At 60.2% G+C, this 15,683-nt stretch carries 14 protein-coding genes; 11 read left to right on the top strand and 3 right to left on the bottom strand.

Annotated elements, in window-relative coordinates:
- Window positions 1-1,277, bottom strand: a 1,277-nt coding sequence (locus ACIOWA_RS12965) for an aspartate ammonia-lyase (protein WP_401160133.1), incomplete at its 3' end; no start/stop codon positions are given.
- A 180-nt stretch (window positions 1,278-1,457) separates the two neighbouring features.
- On the opposite strand from ACIOWA_RS12965, the gene ACIOWA_RS12970 reads away from it, so the two are divergent.
- The 5 genes from ACIOWA_RS12970 (at window position 1,458) to ACIOWA_RS12990 (ending at window position 5,177) form a co-directional block, all read left to right on the top strand.
- Window positions 1,458-2,366, top strand: coding sequence for a LysR substrate-binding domain-containing protein (locus ACIOWA_RS12970; RefSeq protein ID WP_305440537.1), 909 nt, complete (start codon window positions 1,458-1,460; stop codon window positions 2,364-2,366).
- Between the two features lie 248 nt (window positions 2,367-2,614).
- Window positions 2,615-3,106, top strand: a complete 492-nt coding sequence (purE, locus tag ACIOWA_RS12975; protein WP_007920220.1) for a 5-(carboxyamino)imidazole ribonucleotide mutase — start codon at window positions 2,615-2,617, stop codon at window positions 3,104-3,106.
- A 10-nt stretch (window positions 3,107-3,116) separates the two neighbouring features.
- Window positions 3,117-4,199 (top strand): 5-(carboxyamino)imidazole ribonucleotide synthase, encoded by a 1,083-nt coding sequence (locus ACIOWA_RS12980; protein ID WP_221731899.1) that lies wholly within the window; start codon window positions 3,117-3,119, stop codon window positions 4,197-4,199.
- A 109-nt stretch (window positions 4,200-4,308) separates the two neighbouring features.
- The gene (locus tag ACIOWA_RS12985; protein ID WP_217829170.1) at window positions 4,309-4,554 is read left to right on the top strand and encodes a GlsB/YeaQ/YmgE family stress response membrane protein; all 246 of its coding nucleotides are present in this window, start codon (window positions 4,309-4,311) and stop codon (window positions 4,552-4,554) included.
- A gap of 86 nt (window positions 4,555-4,640) precedes the next feature.
- Window positions 4,641-5,177 carry a DUF3299 domain-containing protein gene (locus ACIOWA_RS12990; RefSeq protein ID WP_221731900.1) on the top strand — a complete coding sequence of 179 codons (537 nt, stop codon included), beginning with the start codon at window positions 4,641-4,643 and terminating at the stop codon, window positions 5,175-5,177.
- Window positions 5,178-5,300: 123 nt separating this feature from the next.
- Here the strand turns inward: ACIOWA_RS12990 and ACIOWA_RS12995 are convergent, their stop codons facing one another.
- Window positions 5,301-6,200, bottom strand: a complete 900-nt coding sequence (locus ACIOWA_RS12995; protein ID WP_401160136.1) for a D-hexose-6-phosphate mutarotase — start codon at window positions 6,198-6,200, stop codon at window positions 5,301-5,303.
- A gap of 57 nt (window positions 6,201-6,257) precedes the next feature.
- Window positions 6,258-6,662, bottom strand: coding sequence for an acyl-CoA thioesterase (locus ACIOWA_RS13000; protein ID WP_003229628.1), 405 nt, complete (start codon window positions 6,660-6,662; stop codon window positions 6,258-6,260).
- A gap of 378 nt (window positions 6,663-7,040) precedes the next feature.
- Here ACIOWA_RS13000 and ACIOWA_RS13005 point away from each other — a divergent pair, with 378 nt between their 5' ends.
- From ACIOWA_RS13005 to phoU, 6 genes are all read left to right on the top strand, one after another.
- Entirely contained in the window at window positions 7,041-8,339 is a 1,299-nt protein-coding gene (locus ACIOWA_RS13005; protein ID WP_339431511.1) for an MFS transporter, read from the top strand.
- 240 nt (window positions 8,340-8,579) lie between these two features.
- A complete protein-coding gene (locus tag ACIOWA_RS13010) occupies window positions 8,580-9,581 on the top strand; it encodes a phosphate ABC transporter substrate-binding protein PstS (protein WP_221731903.1) in 1,002 nt (333 codons plus the stop codon).
- Window positions 9,582-9,755: 174 nt separating this feature from the next.
- Window positions 9,756-12,041, top strand: coding sequence for an ABC transporter permease subunit (locus ACIOWA_RS13015; RefSeq protein WP_339465172.1), 2,286 nt, complete (start codon window positions 9,756-9,758; stop codon window positions 12,039-12,041).
- A 16-nt stretch (window positions 12,042-12,057) separates the two neighbouring features.
- A complete protein-coding gene (gene pstA / locus ACIOWA_RS13020; RefSeq protein ID WP_339431512.1) occupies window positions 12,058-13,728 on the top strand; it encodes a phosphate ABC transporter permease PstA in 1,671 nt (556 codons plus the stop codon).
- A 161-nt stretch (window positions 13,729-13,889) separates the two neighbouring features.
- Complete coding sequence (pstB, locus tag ACIOWA_RS13025) at window positions 13,890-14,723, top strand: phosphate ABC transporter ATP-binding protein PstB (RefSeq protein ID WP_221731906.1); 834 nt, start codon at window positions 13,890-13,892, stop codon at window positions 14,721-14,723.
- Window positions 14,724-14,843: 120 nt separating this feature from the next.
- Window positions 14,844-15,605: a phosphate signaling complex protein PhoU gene (gene phoU / locus ACIOWA_RS13030; RefSeq protein ID WP_221731907.1), complete on the top strand. Its 762-nt coding sequence runs from the start codon at window positions 14,844-14,846 to the stop codon at window positions 15,603-15,605.
- Window positions 15,606-15,683 lie beyond the last annotated feature (78 nt).

Consider the following 15,683-nt stretch of genomic DNA (forward strand, 5'->3'; position numbering starts at 1 on the left):
CGCCCGTCCCCCATTAACCTCCCCCCTCCCACCCCGCCGCGGCCCCCCTCCCAGTTATCTGGCGGGCCTAACCCATTCCCCCCCCCCCCCCCCCCCATCTCCCTGGCCCCGCCCCAATTCCCCCGCCCCCGCTGCAGCAGGCGGATCGAGTCGAGGATCTTGAAGGCGATCAGCGGCTCCATCACGTTCAGTTGCAGTTGGCCGCCTTCGGCTGCCATGGTCAGCGCCAAGTCGTTACCGATGACCTGGAAAGCCACCTGGTTAACGGCTTCCGGAATCACCGGGTTGACCTTGCCGGGCATGATCGAACTGCCTGGCTGACGCGCCGGCAGGTTGATTTCATTGATGCCGGTACGCGGTCCGCTGGACAGCAGGCGCAGGTCGTTGCAGATCTTCGACAGCTTGACCGCGGTGCGCTTGAGCATGCCGGAGAACAGCACGAAGGCGCCCATGTCGGAGGTGGCTTCGATCAGGTCGGCGGCTGGCACCAGCGGTTGACCGCTGATCAGCGCCAGACGCTGGACAGCCAGGGCCTGATAGCGTGGGTCGGCGTTGATGCCGGTACCAATGGCGGTACCGCCCAGGTTCACTTCAGTCAGCAGTTCCGGGGCCAGCGTCTTCAGTCGGGCCAGGTCTTCGCCCATGGTGGTGGCGAAGGCACGGAATTCCTGGCCGAGGGTCATCGGCACGGCGTCTTGCAGTTGGGTGCGGCCCATTTTCAGGACGTGGTTGAATTCTTCACCCTTGGCTGCGAATGCCTTGATCAGGCTGTCGAGGCTGGCCAGCAGCGAGTCGTGGCCCAGCAGCAGACCCAGACGGATCGCGGTCGGGTAGGCGTCGTTGGTCGACTGCGCCATGTTCACGTCATCGTTGGGGTGCAGGTACTGGTACTCGCCTTTCTGGTGACCCATTGCTTCGAGCGCAATGTTGGCGATCACTTCGTTGGCGTTCATGTTGGTGGAAGTGCCGGCGCCACCTTGAATCATGTCGACCACGAACTCTTCGTGGAAATCACCGCGGATCAATCGGGCACAGGCTTCGCTGATGGCAGCGTGCTTGGCTTCGCTCAGATGACCCAGTTCACGGTTGGCGTCAGCGGCGGCCTGTTTGACCATCGCCAGACCGACAACCAGTTTCGGGTAATGCGAAATCGGAACGCCCGAGAGGCGGAAGTTGTTCACCGCTCGCAGGGTCTGGATGCCGTAATACGCTTGAGCCGGTACTTCGAGGGCGCCAAGCAGGTCGTTTTCTGTGCGGAAAGATGCAGCGGAGGACATGATAGAAATCATCTCAATATGGACCCGGTCTGTGCCGGAACGCTGCGAATGCTAGGCTTGTGGGAAATTTTGGGCCAATGCTGTTCAGCACTGGCCTATGCACATTCGGCATAATGCCGGTGTGACGCCGCGTGCGCGGCAGACGTGTGACCTGTTTTGGTGCGTGTCCGGGAGGACGTGATGAATCTGGAAAGCAAATGGCTTGAGGACTTCAGTGCTCTGGCCGCCACCCGCAGCTTCTCGCAGGCCGCCGAGCGGCGCTTCGTGACCCAGCCGGCCTTCAGTCGACGGATCCGCAGCCTCGAGGCGGCGCTGGGGCTGACGTTGGTCAATCGCTCGCGCACGCCGGTCGAGCTGACAGCGGCGGGGCAGTTGTTTCTGGTGACCGCGCGTACCGTGGTTGAACAACTCGGCGAAGTGCTGCGCCATTTGCATCACCTGGAAGGCGGGCAGGGCGAGGTGATGCAGGTTGCTGCCGCTCACTCGCTGGCGTTGGGCTTCTTTCCGCGCTGGATCGCGCAGTTACGCAACGAAGGGCTGAACATTGCCACGCGGTTGGTGGCGACCAACGTCGGCGACGCTGTGCATGCGTTGCGTGAAGGGGGCTGCGATTTGATGCTGGCGTTCTACGACCCGGACGCGGCGATGCAGATGGACCCGGAAATCTTCCCGTCGCTGCATCTGGGCCAGACGGAGATGCTCCCGGTGTGCGCGGCGGATGCCGATGGCAAACCGTTGTTCGATCTGGAAGGCGATGCCAGCGTACCGTTGCTCGCTTATAGCGCCGGGGCGTTTCTCGGGCGTTCGGTAAACGGCTTGTTGCGCCAGCGCCAACTACGTTTCACCACTATTTACGAAACGGCCATGGCCGACAGCCTGAAAAGCATGGCCCTGGAAGGTCTGGGAATCGCCTGGGTGCCGCAACTGAGCGTGCGGGCCGAACTGGCCCGGGGCGAGCTCGTCGTTTGCGGCGGTGCGCAGTGGCATGTACCGCTGGAAATTCGCCTGTATCGCTGCGCACTGGTGCGCAAGGCCAATGTACGGTTGCTCTGGCGCAAGCTCGAAGGCGGCGCTGCACAAGCGTCCTGACTCACCGCCGATCCAATGGTGGGAGGGGGATTTGTGGTGTTGCGGCGCTGACCTTCAAGTCAATAAAAACGGGCCTTTGCGTCATTTGACAGATGGTCGCCCAGGGGGCTGTTTATTGGCTTCTTTGCGGTATACTGCGCGGCCTTCGGCCGGTACGTCCGGTCATTTTTCCTACAACAAGCCACGCATTCTGCGTGGCTTGTTGTTTTTGACGCGCCTGCGGGCGCCCAGAGAGAAGAGGCGCGACGATGAGTGCACTGGTTGGCGTGATCATGGGCTCCAAGTCCGATTGGTCCACCCTTAGCCACACCGCCGATATGCTGGAAAAGCTCGGCATCCCGTACGAGGTCAAAGTGGTCTCTGCCCACCGCACCCCGGATTTGCTGTTCCAGTACGCCGAAGAGGCTGAAAGCCGCGGCATCGAGGTGATTATCGCCGGTGCCGGTGGCGCAGCTCACTTGCCAGGCATGTGTGCGGCCAAGACCCACCTGCCGGTACTGGGCGTTCCGGTGCAGTCGGCCATGCTCTCGGGCGTCGATTCGCTGCTGTCGATCGTGCAGATGCCCGCCGGTATTCCGGTCGCCACTCTGGCCATCGGCAAAGCAGGCGCGATCAACGCGGCCCTGCTCTCGGCGAGCATCCTTGGCGCCAAGCATCCACAGTTCCACGCGGTACTGAAAACCTTCCGTGCCGAGCAGACAGACAGCGTCCTGGACAATCCAGACCCACGTATTGCCTGAGGTTGTTGAGATGAAGATCGGTGTAATCGGTGGCGGCCAGTTGGGTCGCATGTTGGCCCTGGCGGGGACTCCGCTGGGCATGAACTTCGCTTTTCTCGACCCTGCGCCGGACGCTTGCGCCGCGGCGTTGGGTGAACACCTGCGGGCCGATTACGGCGATCAGGATCATCTGCGCCAGTTGGCCGATGAAGTCGATCTGGTGACCTTCGAGTTCGAAAGCGTCCCGGCTGAAACCGTAGCGTTCCTCTCGCAATTCGTGCCGGTCTACCCGAGCGCTGAAGCCCTGCGCATTGCTCGCGACCGCTGGTTCGAGAAGAGCATGTTCAAGGATCTGGGGATTCCAACCCCAGCCTTCGCCGACATCCAATCGCAAGCCGATCTGGACGCCGCCGTCGCGTCCATCGGTCTGCCGGCCGTGCTGAAAACCCGCACGCTGGGTTACGACGGCAAGGGCCAGAAAGTCCTGCGCAAGCCTGAAGATGTGGTCGGCACTTTCGCCGAACTCGGTAGCGTCGCCTGTTTGCTGGAAGGCTTCGTGCCGTTCACCGGTGAAGTCTCGCTGATCGCCGTGCGCGCTCGCGATGGCGAAACCAGGTTCTACCCGTTGGTGCACAACACCCACGACAGCGGCATCCTCAAGCTGTCCGTTGCCAGCACCGATCACCCGTTGCAAGCGCTGGCCGAAGACTATTCCAGCCGCGTGCTCAAGCAACTGGATTACGTCGGCGTGATGGCGTTCGAGTTCTTTGAAGTCGACGGTGGCCTGAAGGCCAACGAAATCGCCCCGCGCGTGCACAACTCCGGGCACTGGACCACCGAAGGCGCCGAGTGCAGCCAGTTCGAAAACCACCTGCGCGCCGTTGCCGGCCTGCCGCTGGGGTCGACCGCTAAAGTCGGCGAGAGCGCGATGCTCAACTTCATCGGTGTCGTACCGCCGGTGGAGAAAGTCATCGCCATCGAAGATTGCCACCTGCATCACTACGGCAAGGCGTTCAAGGCTGGGCGCAAGGTCGGTCACGCCAACCTGCGTTGCGCCGACATGGCCACGCTCCAGGCGCAGATCGTCAAGGTCCAAGCGCTGATCGCCGAGTAAAACAGTTTCATGTGGCAGCGGCGGAACCATTCAGGGGCCGCCGTTCTCTCATGGCAGGATGCGCAAGTCTGACTAGGCTTCGCATATTGACCATCAAGAGGGAAGTGCCATGGGAATTATCGGAACCATCTTTATCGGCTTGATCGTCGGCCTGCTGGCGCGGTTCCTGAAACCGGGCGATGACAGCATGGGCTGGATCATGACCATCCTGCTCGGTATCGGCGGTTCGCTGGCAGCCACCTACGGCGGCCAGGCTTTGGGCATCTATCAGGCAGGTCAGGGCGCAGGGTTCTTCGGCGCGCTGGTCGGCGCGATCGTGTTGCTGGTGATCTACGGCCTGATCAAAAAGAACTGATCCAGGCGACAAAGCCCTCTCTGCCAAACCGGCAGGGAGGGCTAGAATGCTCGGCGATTCATTCCTTTCTTTTTCCGAGCACCTTCATGCGCCGTCTTCTGTTGACTCTCCTTTTCCTGGGCAGTGGTTTGGCCCACGCCGGCGAACTGCCGGAAACCGACTGGCTGGAACTGATGCCCAAGTCGGATCAAAAGGCCCTTGAGGCCATGCCCGAAATCGACCATAACTCCCCCGAAGCCACTGGCACCTTCACCGAGAAGGGCGGCATGAAACAGGCCAAGGGTCTGCCGGCGGTGATGTATTCGACCAAGACTGTGGCGGCGATGAATGGCAAACACATCCGCATTGGCGGATACCCGGTGCCGCTTGAGTCCGACGCCAAGGGTCGCAGTACGCTGTTCTTCCTTGTGCCATATCCGGGCGCCTGCATCCATGTGCCGCCACCGCCGCCGAATCAACTGTTGCTGGTGCGCTACCCCAAAGGTCTGAAGCTCGATGACATCTATACGCCGCTGTGGGTGACCGGCACGCTGAAGATCGAGAAGGTCAGCAATGATCTGGCTGACGCCGCGTATGCGCTGGAAGCGGACAAGGTGCGGGTGGTGCAGGAATCTGATCTGTAGGACCTATACAAAACAATTGTGGGAGCGAGCTTGCTCGCGAATGCTATCTCTCAGTCACATTGAAGTTGACTGATACGACGCTTTCGCGAGCAAGCTCGCTCCCACAGTTTTATCGGGTGTAGCTTAAAGCGGTTGGCTGCCGACACTGACGCCCATGGTGTGGCTCGCGCCCGGCGCCAGGCTCACGATGTCATCCATCACATTCGCCGTCTCGATGCACAGCATGCGCTGCCAGCCATCGTTGTCCATGTCCGCCAACGCCGCTGCGCGGTCGATCCACGGGTTCCAGATCACCGCCGTGCGCGAACCTGTAGCGGTCAGCACAATACGCCGTTCCCAGGCCGGGTCGACGATGCTCAGTTGCGGCGGAGCGTCGAGGTAGATGCGGTCGGTCTCACCGGCAAAATGCAGATCGCCTTGCTGGCTGAGGGTCTTCCAGTCATCCAGCGTCTCGATGTAATTCAAGCTATCCACGCCATCGACGTGCACATTGCGCACATCACTGACGGCGAAATAGGTGTGCAGCGCCTGACTCAGGCTGACGGGGTCACTGCCACGGTTGTGGCTGGTCAGGCTGAAGCTCAGTTGCTCGGACAAATGCAGGGTCAGGGTCAGGTCGACCTCATGCGGCCAGCCCGGCAGGCCACCTTCGGTGTAGGGCAGCTTGAACTCGACCTTGACGCCGTCTGCCTCCGATTCGATGCCGCCCAACGCCCAATCCATCGCCCGCACCAGACCGTGCGCGGGTGCCGGTTGCTCACCGGTGTACATGGCCTGCACGCTCTGCGGATTGCGTTCGAATTTTCCGAACCACGGCCAGCACACCGGCACACCTGCGCGGATGCTCTTGCCCGTCTTGAAGTCAGCCTTGTCGTTGAGCCAGATGATCGGCGGCTGGCCGTCGATCTGATAACTGAGGATGTGTGCGCCTTGCTGGGCCACCAGCACTTCGGCCTGACCGTGGCGAATGCGCCAGCAGTTCAGTTCATCCAGTTTCACGGCTTCAACGTTGGGCGGGTTCATGGGACAGCTCTCGATCAGAAACAGGGACAACTATCGACCGTAGAACGGTCGTGAGGTTTAGCGTGCGCGTGGAGGTACCGAACGGGTGCGACCGCTGCCGTCGATAGCGACGAAGACGAACACCGCTTCGGTGACTTTACGCCATTCGCTGGACAGCGGATCGTCGCTCCACACTTCGACCATCATCTGGATCGAGCTGCGGCCGATTTCCAGGGTCTGTGTATAAAAGGACAATTGCGCGCCAACGGCCACTGGCACCAGGAACGCCATGCGATCAATGGCGACGGTCGCGACGCGGCCACCGGCCACACGGCTGGCCATTGCGGTGCCGGCCAGGTCCATTTGCGCGACCAGCCAGCCGCCGAAAATATCGCCAAAGCCATTGGTTTCACGCGGTAGCGCGGTGATTTGCAGGGCCAGATCGCCCTGCGGGATCGGATCTTCTTGTTCGAGCTCTATCATGCCGAGGGGCCTCTGACCCGTGACTCTTTGTGGGTATTGCGGGTGGTAGCCGTCTTCAGGAAAAACGATTCAGCACCGAACATATTGCGTTCGTCACGTTTTCCATCAGGCAACTAAAAGGGAAACTCTGCGAAATCGGCTGCTCCCAAGCAAAGGGCGGACCAACGACGTTTTCGCACAGCAACCCCCTACAAACCGGAGCAAGGTTGCGAGTATATCGGTCGGTAGACTCCGCGACGACCATCCGGTTCTGATTTTGACCGCCAAATACGCACCTCTATGTGCTTTTTCGAACAATTTGCTATGGTGCCGAACCTGCTCAAGCCACAGCCAGCGTTGTTGTGGCGGTAGATCCGCCTAATAAGAGAAGCCCTTGCCATGACCACAGCGCCTTCGAGCCTCGCGCAGTCCGAGCAACCCGCACGACCGTTGACCCGCAATGATTACAAGACTCTGTCGTTGTCTGCCCTGGGGGGCGCGCTGGAGTTCTACGATTTCATCATCTTCGTTTTCTTTGCCACCGTGGTCGGCAAACTGTTCTTCCCCGCCGACATGCCAGAGTGGCTGCGCCTGATGCAGACCTTCGGCATCTTCGCCGCCGGCTACCTGGCGCGGCCGTTGGGCGGCATCGTCATGGCGCATTTCGGCGATCTGTTGGGTCGCAAGAAGATGTTCACCCTGAGCATATTCATGATGGCTGTGCCGACCCTGATCATGGGCCTCCTGCCAACCTACGCGCAAATCGGCTTGTGGGCGCCGATCCTGTTGCTGCTGATGCGCGTGATTCAAGGCGCGGCGATTGGCGGTGAGGTGCCTGGGGCGTGGGTCTTCGTTTCCGAACACGTGCCGCAAAAGCACATCGGCTATGCCTGCGGCACCCTGACCAGCGGCTTGACCGCCGGCATCCTGCTCGGTTCGCTGGTCGCCACCGCGATCAACAGCCTTTATACGCCCGTGGAAGTCGCGGATTACGCCTGGCGGATTCCGTTCCTGCTCGGTGGCGTGTTCGGCCTGTTCTCGGTTTACCTGCGTCGCTGGCTGCACGAAACCCCGGTGTTCGCCGAGCTGCAACTGCGCAAGGCGTTGGCCGAAGAAGTGCCATTGCGTGCGGTGCTGCGTGATCATCGCGGGGCGATTGCAATCTCGATGCTGCTGACCTGGCTGTTGTCCGCCGGGGTCGTCGTGGTGATCCTGATGACCCCGACCGTACTGCAAACGGTCTATCACTTCTCGCCGACCACAGCGTTGCAATCGAACAGCCTGGCCATCGTGTTCCTGAGCATCGGTTGCATCATTTCCGGCGCCCTGGCGGATCGTTTTGGCGCCGGCCGTGTGTTTGTCTTCGGTTGCCTGGGCTTGTTGGTCAGCTCCTGGACCTTCTATCACAGCCTCGCGGATCACCCTGACTGGTTGTTCCCGCTGTACGCGTTGACCGGATTGCTGGTCGGCACCATCGGTGCGGTGCCCTATGTGATGGTCAAAGCGTTCCCGCCGGCGGTGCGCTTCAGTGGCCTGTCGTTCTCGTACAACGTGGCGTACGCGATCTTCGGTGGTCTGACGCCGATGGTGGTCAGCCTGCTGCTGAAAGAAAGCGCGATGGGCCCGGCTTATTATGTGGTGGTGCTCTGCGCGGTGGGGATTGTGGTGGGCGCGTGGCTCTGGAAGAAGGGCCGCTGATCCCGACACTTCATCGATTGTTCTGACGCCTTCGCGAGCAAGTCGCACCGCCGCTCCCACATTTGGAATGCATTTCAAAGTGTGGGAGCGGGCTTGCTCGCGAATGGGGCGCCGCGAATCACTCACTAAAAAACCAATGCTGGCCTTTCATCCAATTGTCATATTTCAGCCATAGAGTGTTCACACGGCCTGCTGATACTTGGCCCCGACTTAACACCCCCTATCTGCTAGGAGTAAGGCATGAAACTGAAGCGTTTGATGGCGGCAATGACTTTTGTCGCTGCTGGCGTAGCGACTGCCCACGCGGTAGCCGCTGGCGTTGACCCGGCAATTCCGGCGTACAGCAAAGTCACCGGTGTCTCGGGCAACCTGTCCAGCGTTGGCTCCGATACCCTGGCTAACCTCATGACCCTCTGGGCTGAGAACTACAAAAAAGAATACCCGAACGTCAACATCCAGATTCAGGCTGCCGGTTCCGCTACAGCGCCACCTGCGCTGACTGAAGGGACTTCGAACCTGGGCCCTATGAGCCGCAAGATGAAGGACACCGAACTGGCTGCCTTCGAGCAGAAGTACGGCTACAAGCCAACCGCTATCCCGGTTGCTGTGGATGCCCTGGCGGTCTTCGTTCACAAGGACAACCCGATCCAGCACCTGACCATGGAACAGGTTGACGCGATCTTCTCGTCTACCCGTCTGTGCGGCGCCAAAGCCGACGTCAAAACCTGGGGCGACCTGGGTGTGACCGGCGACCTGGCCAACAAGCCAGTGCAACTGTTCGGTCGTAACTCGGTATCCGGCACCTACGGCTACTTCAAAGAAGAAGCCCTGTGCAAAGGCGACTACAAGCCAAACGTCAACGAACAACCAGGCTCGGCTTCGGTCGTGCAGTCGATCAGCTCCTCGCTGAACGGCATCGGTTACTCGGGCATCGGCTACAAAACCGCTAGCGTGAAAACCGTAGCCCTGGCCAAGAAAGGCAGCACTGACTTCATCGAAGACAGTGAAGAAAACGCCCTGAACGGCAAGTATCCGCTGTCGCGTTTCCTCTACGTTTACGTCAACAAAGCCCCGAACAAGCCTTTGGCCCCGCTGGAAGCTGAGTTCGTGAAACTGGTGCTGTCCAAACAAGGCCAGGAAGTGGTTGTGAAAGACGGTTACATCCCGCTGCCGGCCAAGGTTGCTGCAAAAGCACTGGCTGACCTGGGTCTGCAAGAAGGCGGCGCTGTCGCCAAGAAGTAACAAATTGAGCCCGGGGTGAACCCCACCGGGCTCAAGTGAAAGGCCGGATCTGCCCGCAGACCGGCCTTTTACACACCTCAAATTTTCGATCCGCCTCCAGTACCCGCTGGGGGTGGATTTGGTGCGTCACTGCATTGTCATCTTTCTGTCATACAGGATCGCTAGGGTGAGCGCATGAATGATCTGGCCAACTCCACAATGACTACGACTTCCCCTCCCAAGCGCATTGATTTCAATACGCCTGAGCTGCAACGCAAGCGCCGTATTCGCGCACTCAAGGATCGCCTCACTCGCTGGTACGTCCTGATTGGCGGCCTGGCAGTGCTGGCGGCCATCACGCTGATTTTCTTCTTCCTCGCTTATGTGGTTGCCCCGCTGTTCAAAGGTGCCGACCTGACCGCGAAAGATGCAATCACCCCAGCCTGGATGCAGGACGCTGGCAAGCCACTGATGATTTCGCTCGAAGAGCAGAATAAGGTGGCCATGCGCGTTTCCGACAAAGGTCAGGCGCTGTTCTTCGATATCGACAGTGGCGCTGAGTTGAAGCGTGTCGATCTGCCGGTGCCGGCAGGTGCAACGGTGACGTCCATCGCCAAAGACCAGCCAGGTCATCCGCTGGTCGCCGTGGGCCTGTCAAACGGCCAGGTGCTGGTGTTCCGCCACACCTATAAAGTCAGCTACCCCGATGGCAAGAAAACCATCACCCCAGCCATCGAATATCCCTATGGCGACACGCCGATCGCGCTGAACGAAAGCGGCGGTGCGCTGGAGCACGTCAGCCTCAATGCCTCCGATTCGACCTTGATGCTGGTCGGCTCCACCGGTTCGCAACTCAATGTGCTGTCGCTGACCAGCGAAGAAAACATGATGACCGGCGAAGTCACCAACGAGCAGAAGCGTATCGATCTGCCGCAGATGACCGAACCGGTGAAAAACATATTCGTCGACCCGCGACAGCAGTGGCTGTACGTGGTCAACGGGCGTGCCCAGGCCGACGTGTTCAGCCTGCGCGACAAGAGTCTCAATGGTCGTTACAAACTGCTGGAAAACGGCGATGCCCAAGTGACCGCGACGGCCCAGTTGGTGGGCGGTATTTCGCTGATCGTCGGTGATTCCAATGGCGGTCTGGCCCAGTGGTTCATGGCCCGCGACACCGACGGTGAACTGCGCCTTAAGCAGATTCGCACCTTCCAGATGGGCACCGCACCGATCGTTGAAATCACCGCTGAAGAGCGTCGCAAGGGCTTTCTCGCCCTGGATGCCAGCGGCAAGCTCGGCGTGTTCCACAGCACCGCACACCGCACTCTGCTGGTCGATCAGGTGGTCGACGGCCAGGGCCTGTTCGGTCTGTCGCCTCGCGCCAACCGTGTGATGGTCGAAGCGGGCGGCAAGCTGCAACCGCTGCTGCTCGACAACCCGCACCCGGAGGTGTCCTGGAGCGCGTTGTGGAGCAAGGTCTGGTACGAAAACTACGACGAGCCTAAATACGTCTGGCAATCGACCGCCGCCAACACTGATTTCGAACCCAAGATGAGCCTGGCGCCACTGACCTTCGGTACGCTCAAGGCGGCGTTCTACGCCATGCTGCTGGCGGCACCGCTGGCCGTTGCTGCTGCGATCTACACCGCGTACTTCATGGCCCCGAGCTTGCGCCGCAAGGTCAAGCCGGTGATCGAGCTGATGGAAGCGATGCCGACGGTGATCCTCGGTTTCTTCGCCGGTCTGTTTCTCGCCCCGTATGTGGAAGGGCATCTACCGGGCATCTTCAGCCTGCTGATGCTGCTACCGATCGGCATTCTGGTGGCCGGGTTCACCTTCAGCCGTCTGCCTGAAGCCATCCGCCTGAAAGTGCCGGACGGCTGGGAAAGTGCGCTGCTGATTCCGGTGATCCTGTTTGTGGGCTGGCTGTCGCTGTACATGAGCCCGTTCATGGAGAACTGGTTCTTTGGCGGTGACATGCGCATGTGGATTTCCCACGACCTGGGCATCACCTACGACCAGCGCAACGCACTGGTGGTCGGTCTGGCCATGGGGTTCGCGGTGATCCCGAACATTTACTCGATTGCTGAAGACGCCGTGTTCAGCGTGCCGCGCGGCTTGACCCTTGGCTCGCTGGCGCTGGGTGCCACACCGTGGCAGACCATGACCCGTGTAGTGATCCTCACCGCAAGCCCGGGCATTTTCTCGGCATTGATGATCGGCATGGGCCGTGCGGTCGGGGAAACCATGATCGTGCTGATGGCCACCGGTAACACCCCGGTCATGGAACTGAACCTGTTCGAAGGTCTGCGTACGCTGGCGGCCAACGTGGCAGTGGAAATGCCGGAGTCGGAAGTCGGCGGCAGCCACTACCGCGTGCTGTTCCTCTCGGCGCTGGTGCTGTTGTTGTTCACCTTCATCATGAACACCCTGGCAGAACTGATTCGTCAGCGTCTGCGCAAGAAATACTCGTCGCTTTAAGCAAAGGTAGAAGTCTGTGAAACAGAACTCCCTGAATGGATGGTTCAAGAGCGGCGCCCCTGGCGTCTGGATCAGCGGTGGCGCGGTGTCCATCGCGGTCATCATGACCATTGGCCTGCTGGCGGTGATTGCCGTGCGCGGTCTGGGTCACTTCTGGCCGGCGGATCTGATCCGTGCCAACTACGACGTGCCGGGCCAGGCCAATCACCTGGTCATCGGCGAAGTGGTGCAGAAAGAAGAAGTGCCGCGAGCCCGCCTCAAGAGCGCTGGTTTGCCGGTGCCTGATCAGGGCCCGGAGTTCATGACCCGTGAGCTGATCAAGGTCGGTAACCGTGATCTGAACGGCAACGACTTCACCTGGATCGTCGGCGAGTGGCTGACCAACCAGACGTCGCCGCCGGAGCTGATGGCGATCGAGCGTCGTGAGTGGGGCAATTTCTACGGCTACCTGGTCAACGTCAAACAGGACGGCAAGGTGATCGCCGAGGGCGAGGCTGCATGGCCTGAGCTGCAGGCGCGGATCGACCGCGTGAGCGGGCTTGCCAAGCAACTGAAGTCGCTGGAAAAGACTGACATCGGCGCGATCAACGCAGGGTTGGAGCGCATCCGTCTGCACGGCCGCAAACTGGAACTGGAAGGCAAACTCGACGCCACCGCACAAGCGGACATGGAATCCGAGCGCGCCGAACTTAACGCTCGTTATCAGGACGTTGAAGCACGCCTGTCCGATCTGCATGCCCAGTTCAACCGTGATGCCTTGACTGCTCGCGATGCCAACGGCAAAGAGATTGAAATCGGTCTGGGCAAAGTGGTTCATGCCTACCAGCCGAACGCGATGGGTACGTTCACCAAAATCCGCTTCTACTTCGCCAAGGTCTGGGAATTCCTGTCGGAAGATCCGCGTGAAGCGAACACCGAAGGCGGGATTTTCCCGGCGATTTTCGGCACCGTGATGATGACCCTCATCATGGCGATGATCGTGACTCCGTTCGGCGTGTTGGCGGCGGTGTACCTGCGTGAATACGCCAAGCAGAACGCCCTGACGCGGATCATCCGTATCGCGGTGAACAACCTCGCCGGCGTACCGGCGATCGTTTACGGCGTGTTTGGTCTGGGCTTCTTTGTTTATGTACTGGGTGGCTCGGTTGACCGCTTGTTCTTCCCCGAAGCGCTGCCGGCACCGACCTTCGGTACGCCGGGCCTGCTCTGGGCTTCGTTGACCCTGGCGCTGCTGGCAGTGCCGGTGGTGATCGTGGCGACCGAAGAAGGGCTGGCGCGGATTCCACGCACGGTGCGCGAAGGCTCGCTGGCGCTTGGCGCGACCAAGGCTGAAACCTTGTGGAAGATCGTTCTGCCCATGGCCAGCCCGGCCATGATGACCGGCATGATCCTCGCCGTGGCTCGCGCCGCTGGTGAAGTGGCGCCGCTGATGCTGGTGGGTGTGGTGAAACTGGCGCCGTCGCTGCCGGTTGACGGCAACTACCCGTACCTGCACCTGGATCAGAAGATCATGCACTTGGGCTTCCACATTTATGACGTCGGCTTTCAGAGCCCGAACGTCGAAGCGGCCCGCCCGCTGGTGTACGCCACGGCGCTGTTGCTGGTGTTGGTGATCGCCACGTTGAACCTGTCGGCGGTGTGGATTCGTAACCACCTGCGCGAAAAGTACAAAGCGTTGGACAGTTGATATTCCTGTGGGAGCGGGCTTGCTCGCGAAAGCGGTGGGTCAGGCGACATTGATGTTGAATGTGCCGACCTCTTCGCGAGCAAGCACGCTGCCACCCAAGATTGAGTACAGCCGCACCCAGCGGCTAACCGAACCGAATTTGTTAGCACAGGGAGCCTCCCATGCAGCACGAAACACATACCCACGGCATCAACATGTCTGCCCTGGGCCGCGACAAGCAGAGCCTGAGCCTCGAGCAGGAAACCGTTGCCATCGAAGTGCCGGGCCTGAGCCTGTACTACGGCGACAAACAAGCACTGTTCGACGTCAGCATGAACATCCCGAAACAGCGCGTGACGGCCTTCATCGGCCCGTCCGGCTGCGGCAAGTCGACGTTGCTGCGTACCTTCAATCGCATGAACGACCTGGTTGACGGTTGCCGCGTAGAAGGCGCGATCAACCTGTACGGCAACAACATCTATCGCAAGGGCGAAGACGTTGCCGAACTGCGTCGTCGCGTCGGCATGGTGTTCCAGAAGCCTAACCCGTTCCCGAAAACCATCTATGAAAACGTGGTTTACGGCCTGCGCATTCAAGGGATCAACAAGAAGCGCATCCTCGATGAAGCGGTCGAATGGGCGTTGAAAGGCGCGGCGCTGTGGGACGAAGTCAAAGACCGTCTGCACGAATCGGCACTGGGCCTGTCCGGTGGTCAGCAGCAGCGTCTGGTGATTGCCCGCACCATCGCGGTTGAGCCCGAAGTACTGCTGCTCGACGAACCGTGCTCGGCTCTGGATCCGATCTCGACCCTCAAAGTCGAAGAGCTGATCTACGAATTGAAATCCAAATTCACCATCGTCATCGTGACCCACAACATGCAGCAGGCGGCGCGGGTGTCCGACTACACGGCCTTCATGTACATGGGCAAACTGGTGGAATTCGGCGACACCGATACGCTGTTCACCAACCCGGCGAAGAAGCAGACCGAAGACTACATTACCGGTCGTTATGGTTGATTGATGCAGCTGCGAGCCGCGAGCTTCAAGCGGCAAGCGAGAGCGGTTCGAGTACGACACAAATCAGCTTGCAGCGTGTAGCTTGCAGCTCTTGGTAAAAGCTTTTGCGGAGCGAACACAATGATTTCTAAGGAAGGCCTCACTCATCACATTTCCGCGCAGTTCAACGCTGAACTGGAGGAAGTGCGCAGCCACCTCCTGGCCATGGGCGGACTGGTCGAGAAACAGGTCAACGACGCCGTCACAGCGCTGATCGAAGCCGACTCCGGCCTGGCCCAGCAGGTGCGTGAAATCGACGATCAGATCAACCAGATGGAGCGCAACATCGACGAAGAATGCCTGCGCATTCTGGCCCGTCGTCAGCCAGCGGCCTCCGACCTGCGTCTGATCATCAGCATCTCCAAGTCGGTGATCGACCTGGAGCGCATCGGCGACGAGGCCACCAAGATTGCCCGCCGCGCCATCCAGCTGTGCGAAGAGGGCGAGGCGCCGCGCGGTTACGTCGAGGTACGCCACATCGGTGACCAGGTGCGCAACATGGTGCGTGATGCCCTGGATGCGTTTGCTCGTTTCGACGCCGATCTGGCGTTGTCGGTGGCGCAGTACGACAAAGTCATCGACCGCGAATACAAAACGGCACTGCGCGAACTGGCAACCTACATGATGGAAGACCCACGCTCTATCTCGCGGGTCTTGAGCATCATCTGGGTGTTGCGTTCGCTGGAGCGCATCGGTGACCACGCGCGCAACATCTCGGAACTGGTGATCTATCTGGTGCGCGGCACCGACGTTCGCCACATGGGCCTCAAGCGCATGAAGGAAGAAGTTCAGGGCACAAGCGGCGAAACCGCTAATGTTCCGGGCGTTGCTGACGATAAGTAAGATTGCCTGAGAAAAGCGCCCGGCCCTTTGGCCGGGCGTTTTTATTTAGGGGTTCGGATAAAAAAGCAGCACCCGCGA

The organism is Pseudomonas sp. NPDC087614, assembly GCF_044743485.1.
GTDB lineage: Bacteria > Pseudomonadota > Gammaproteobacteria > Pseudomonadales > Pseudomonadaceae > Aquipseudomonas > Aquipseudomonas baetica_A.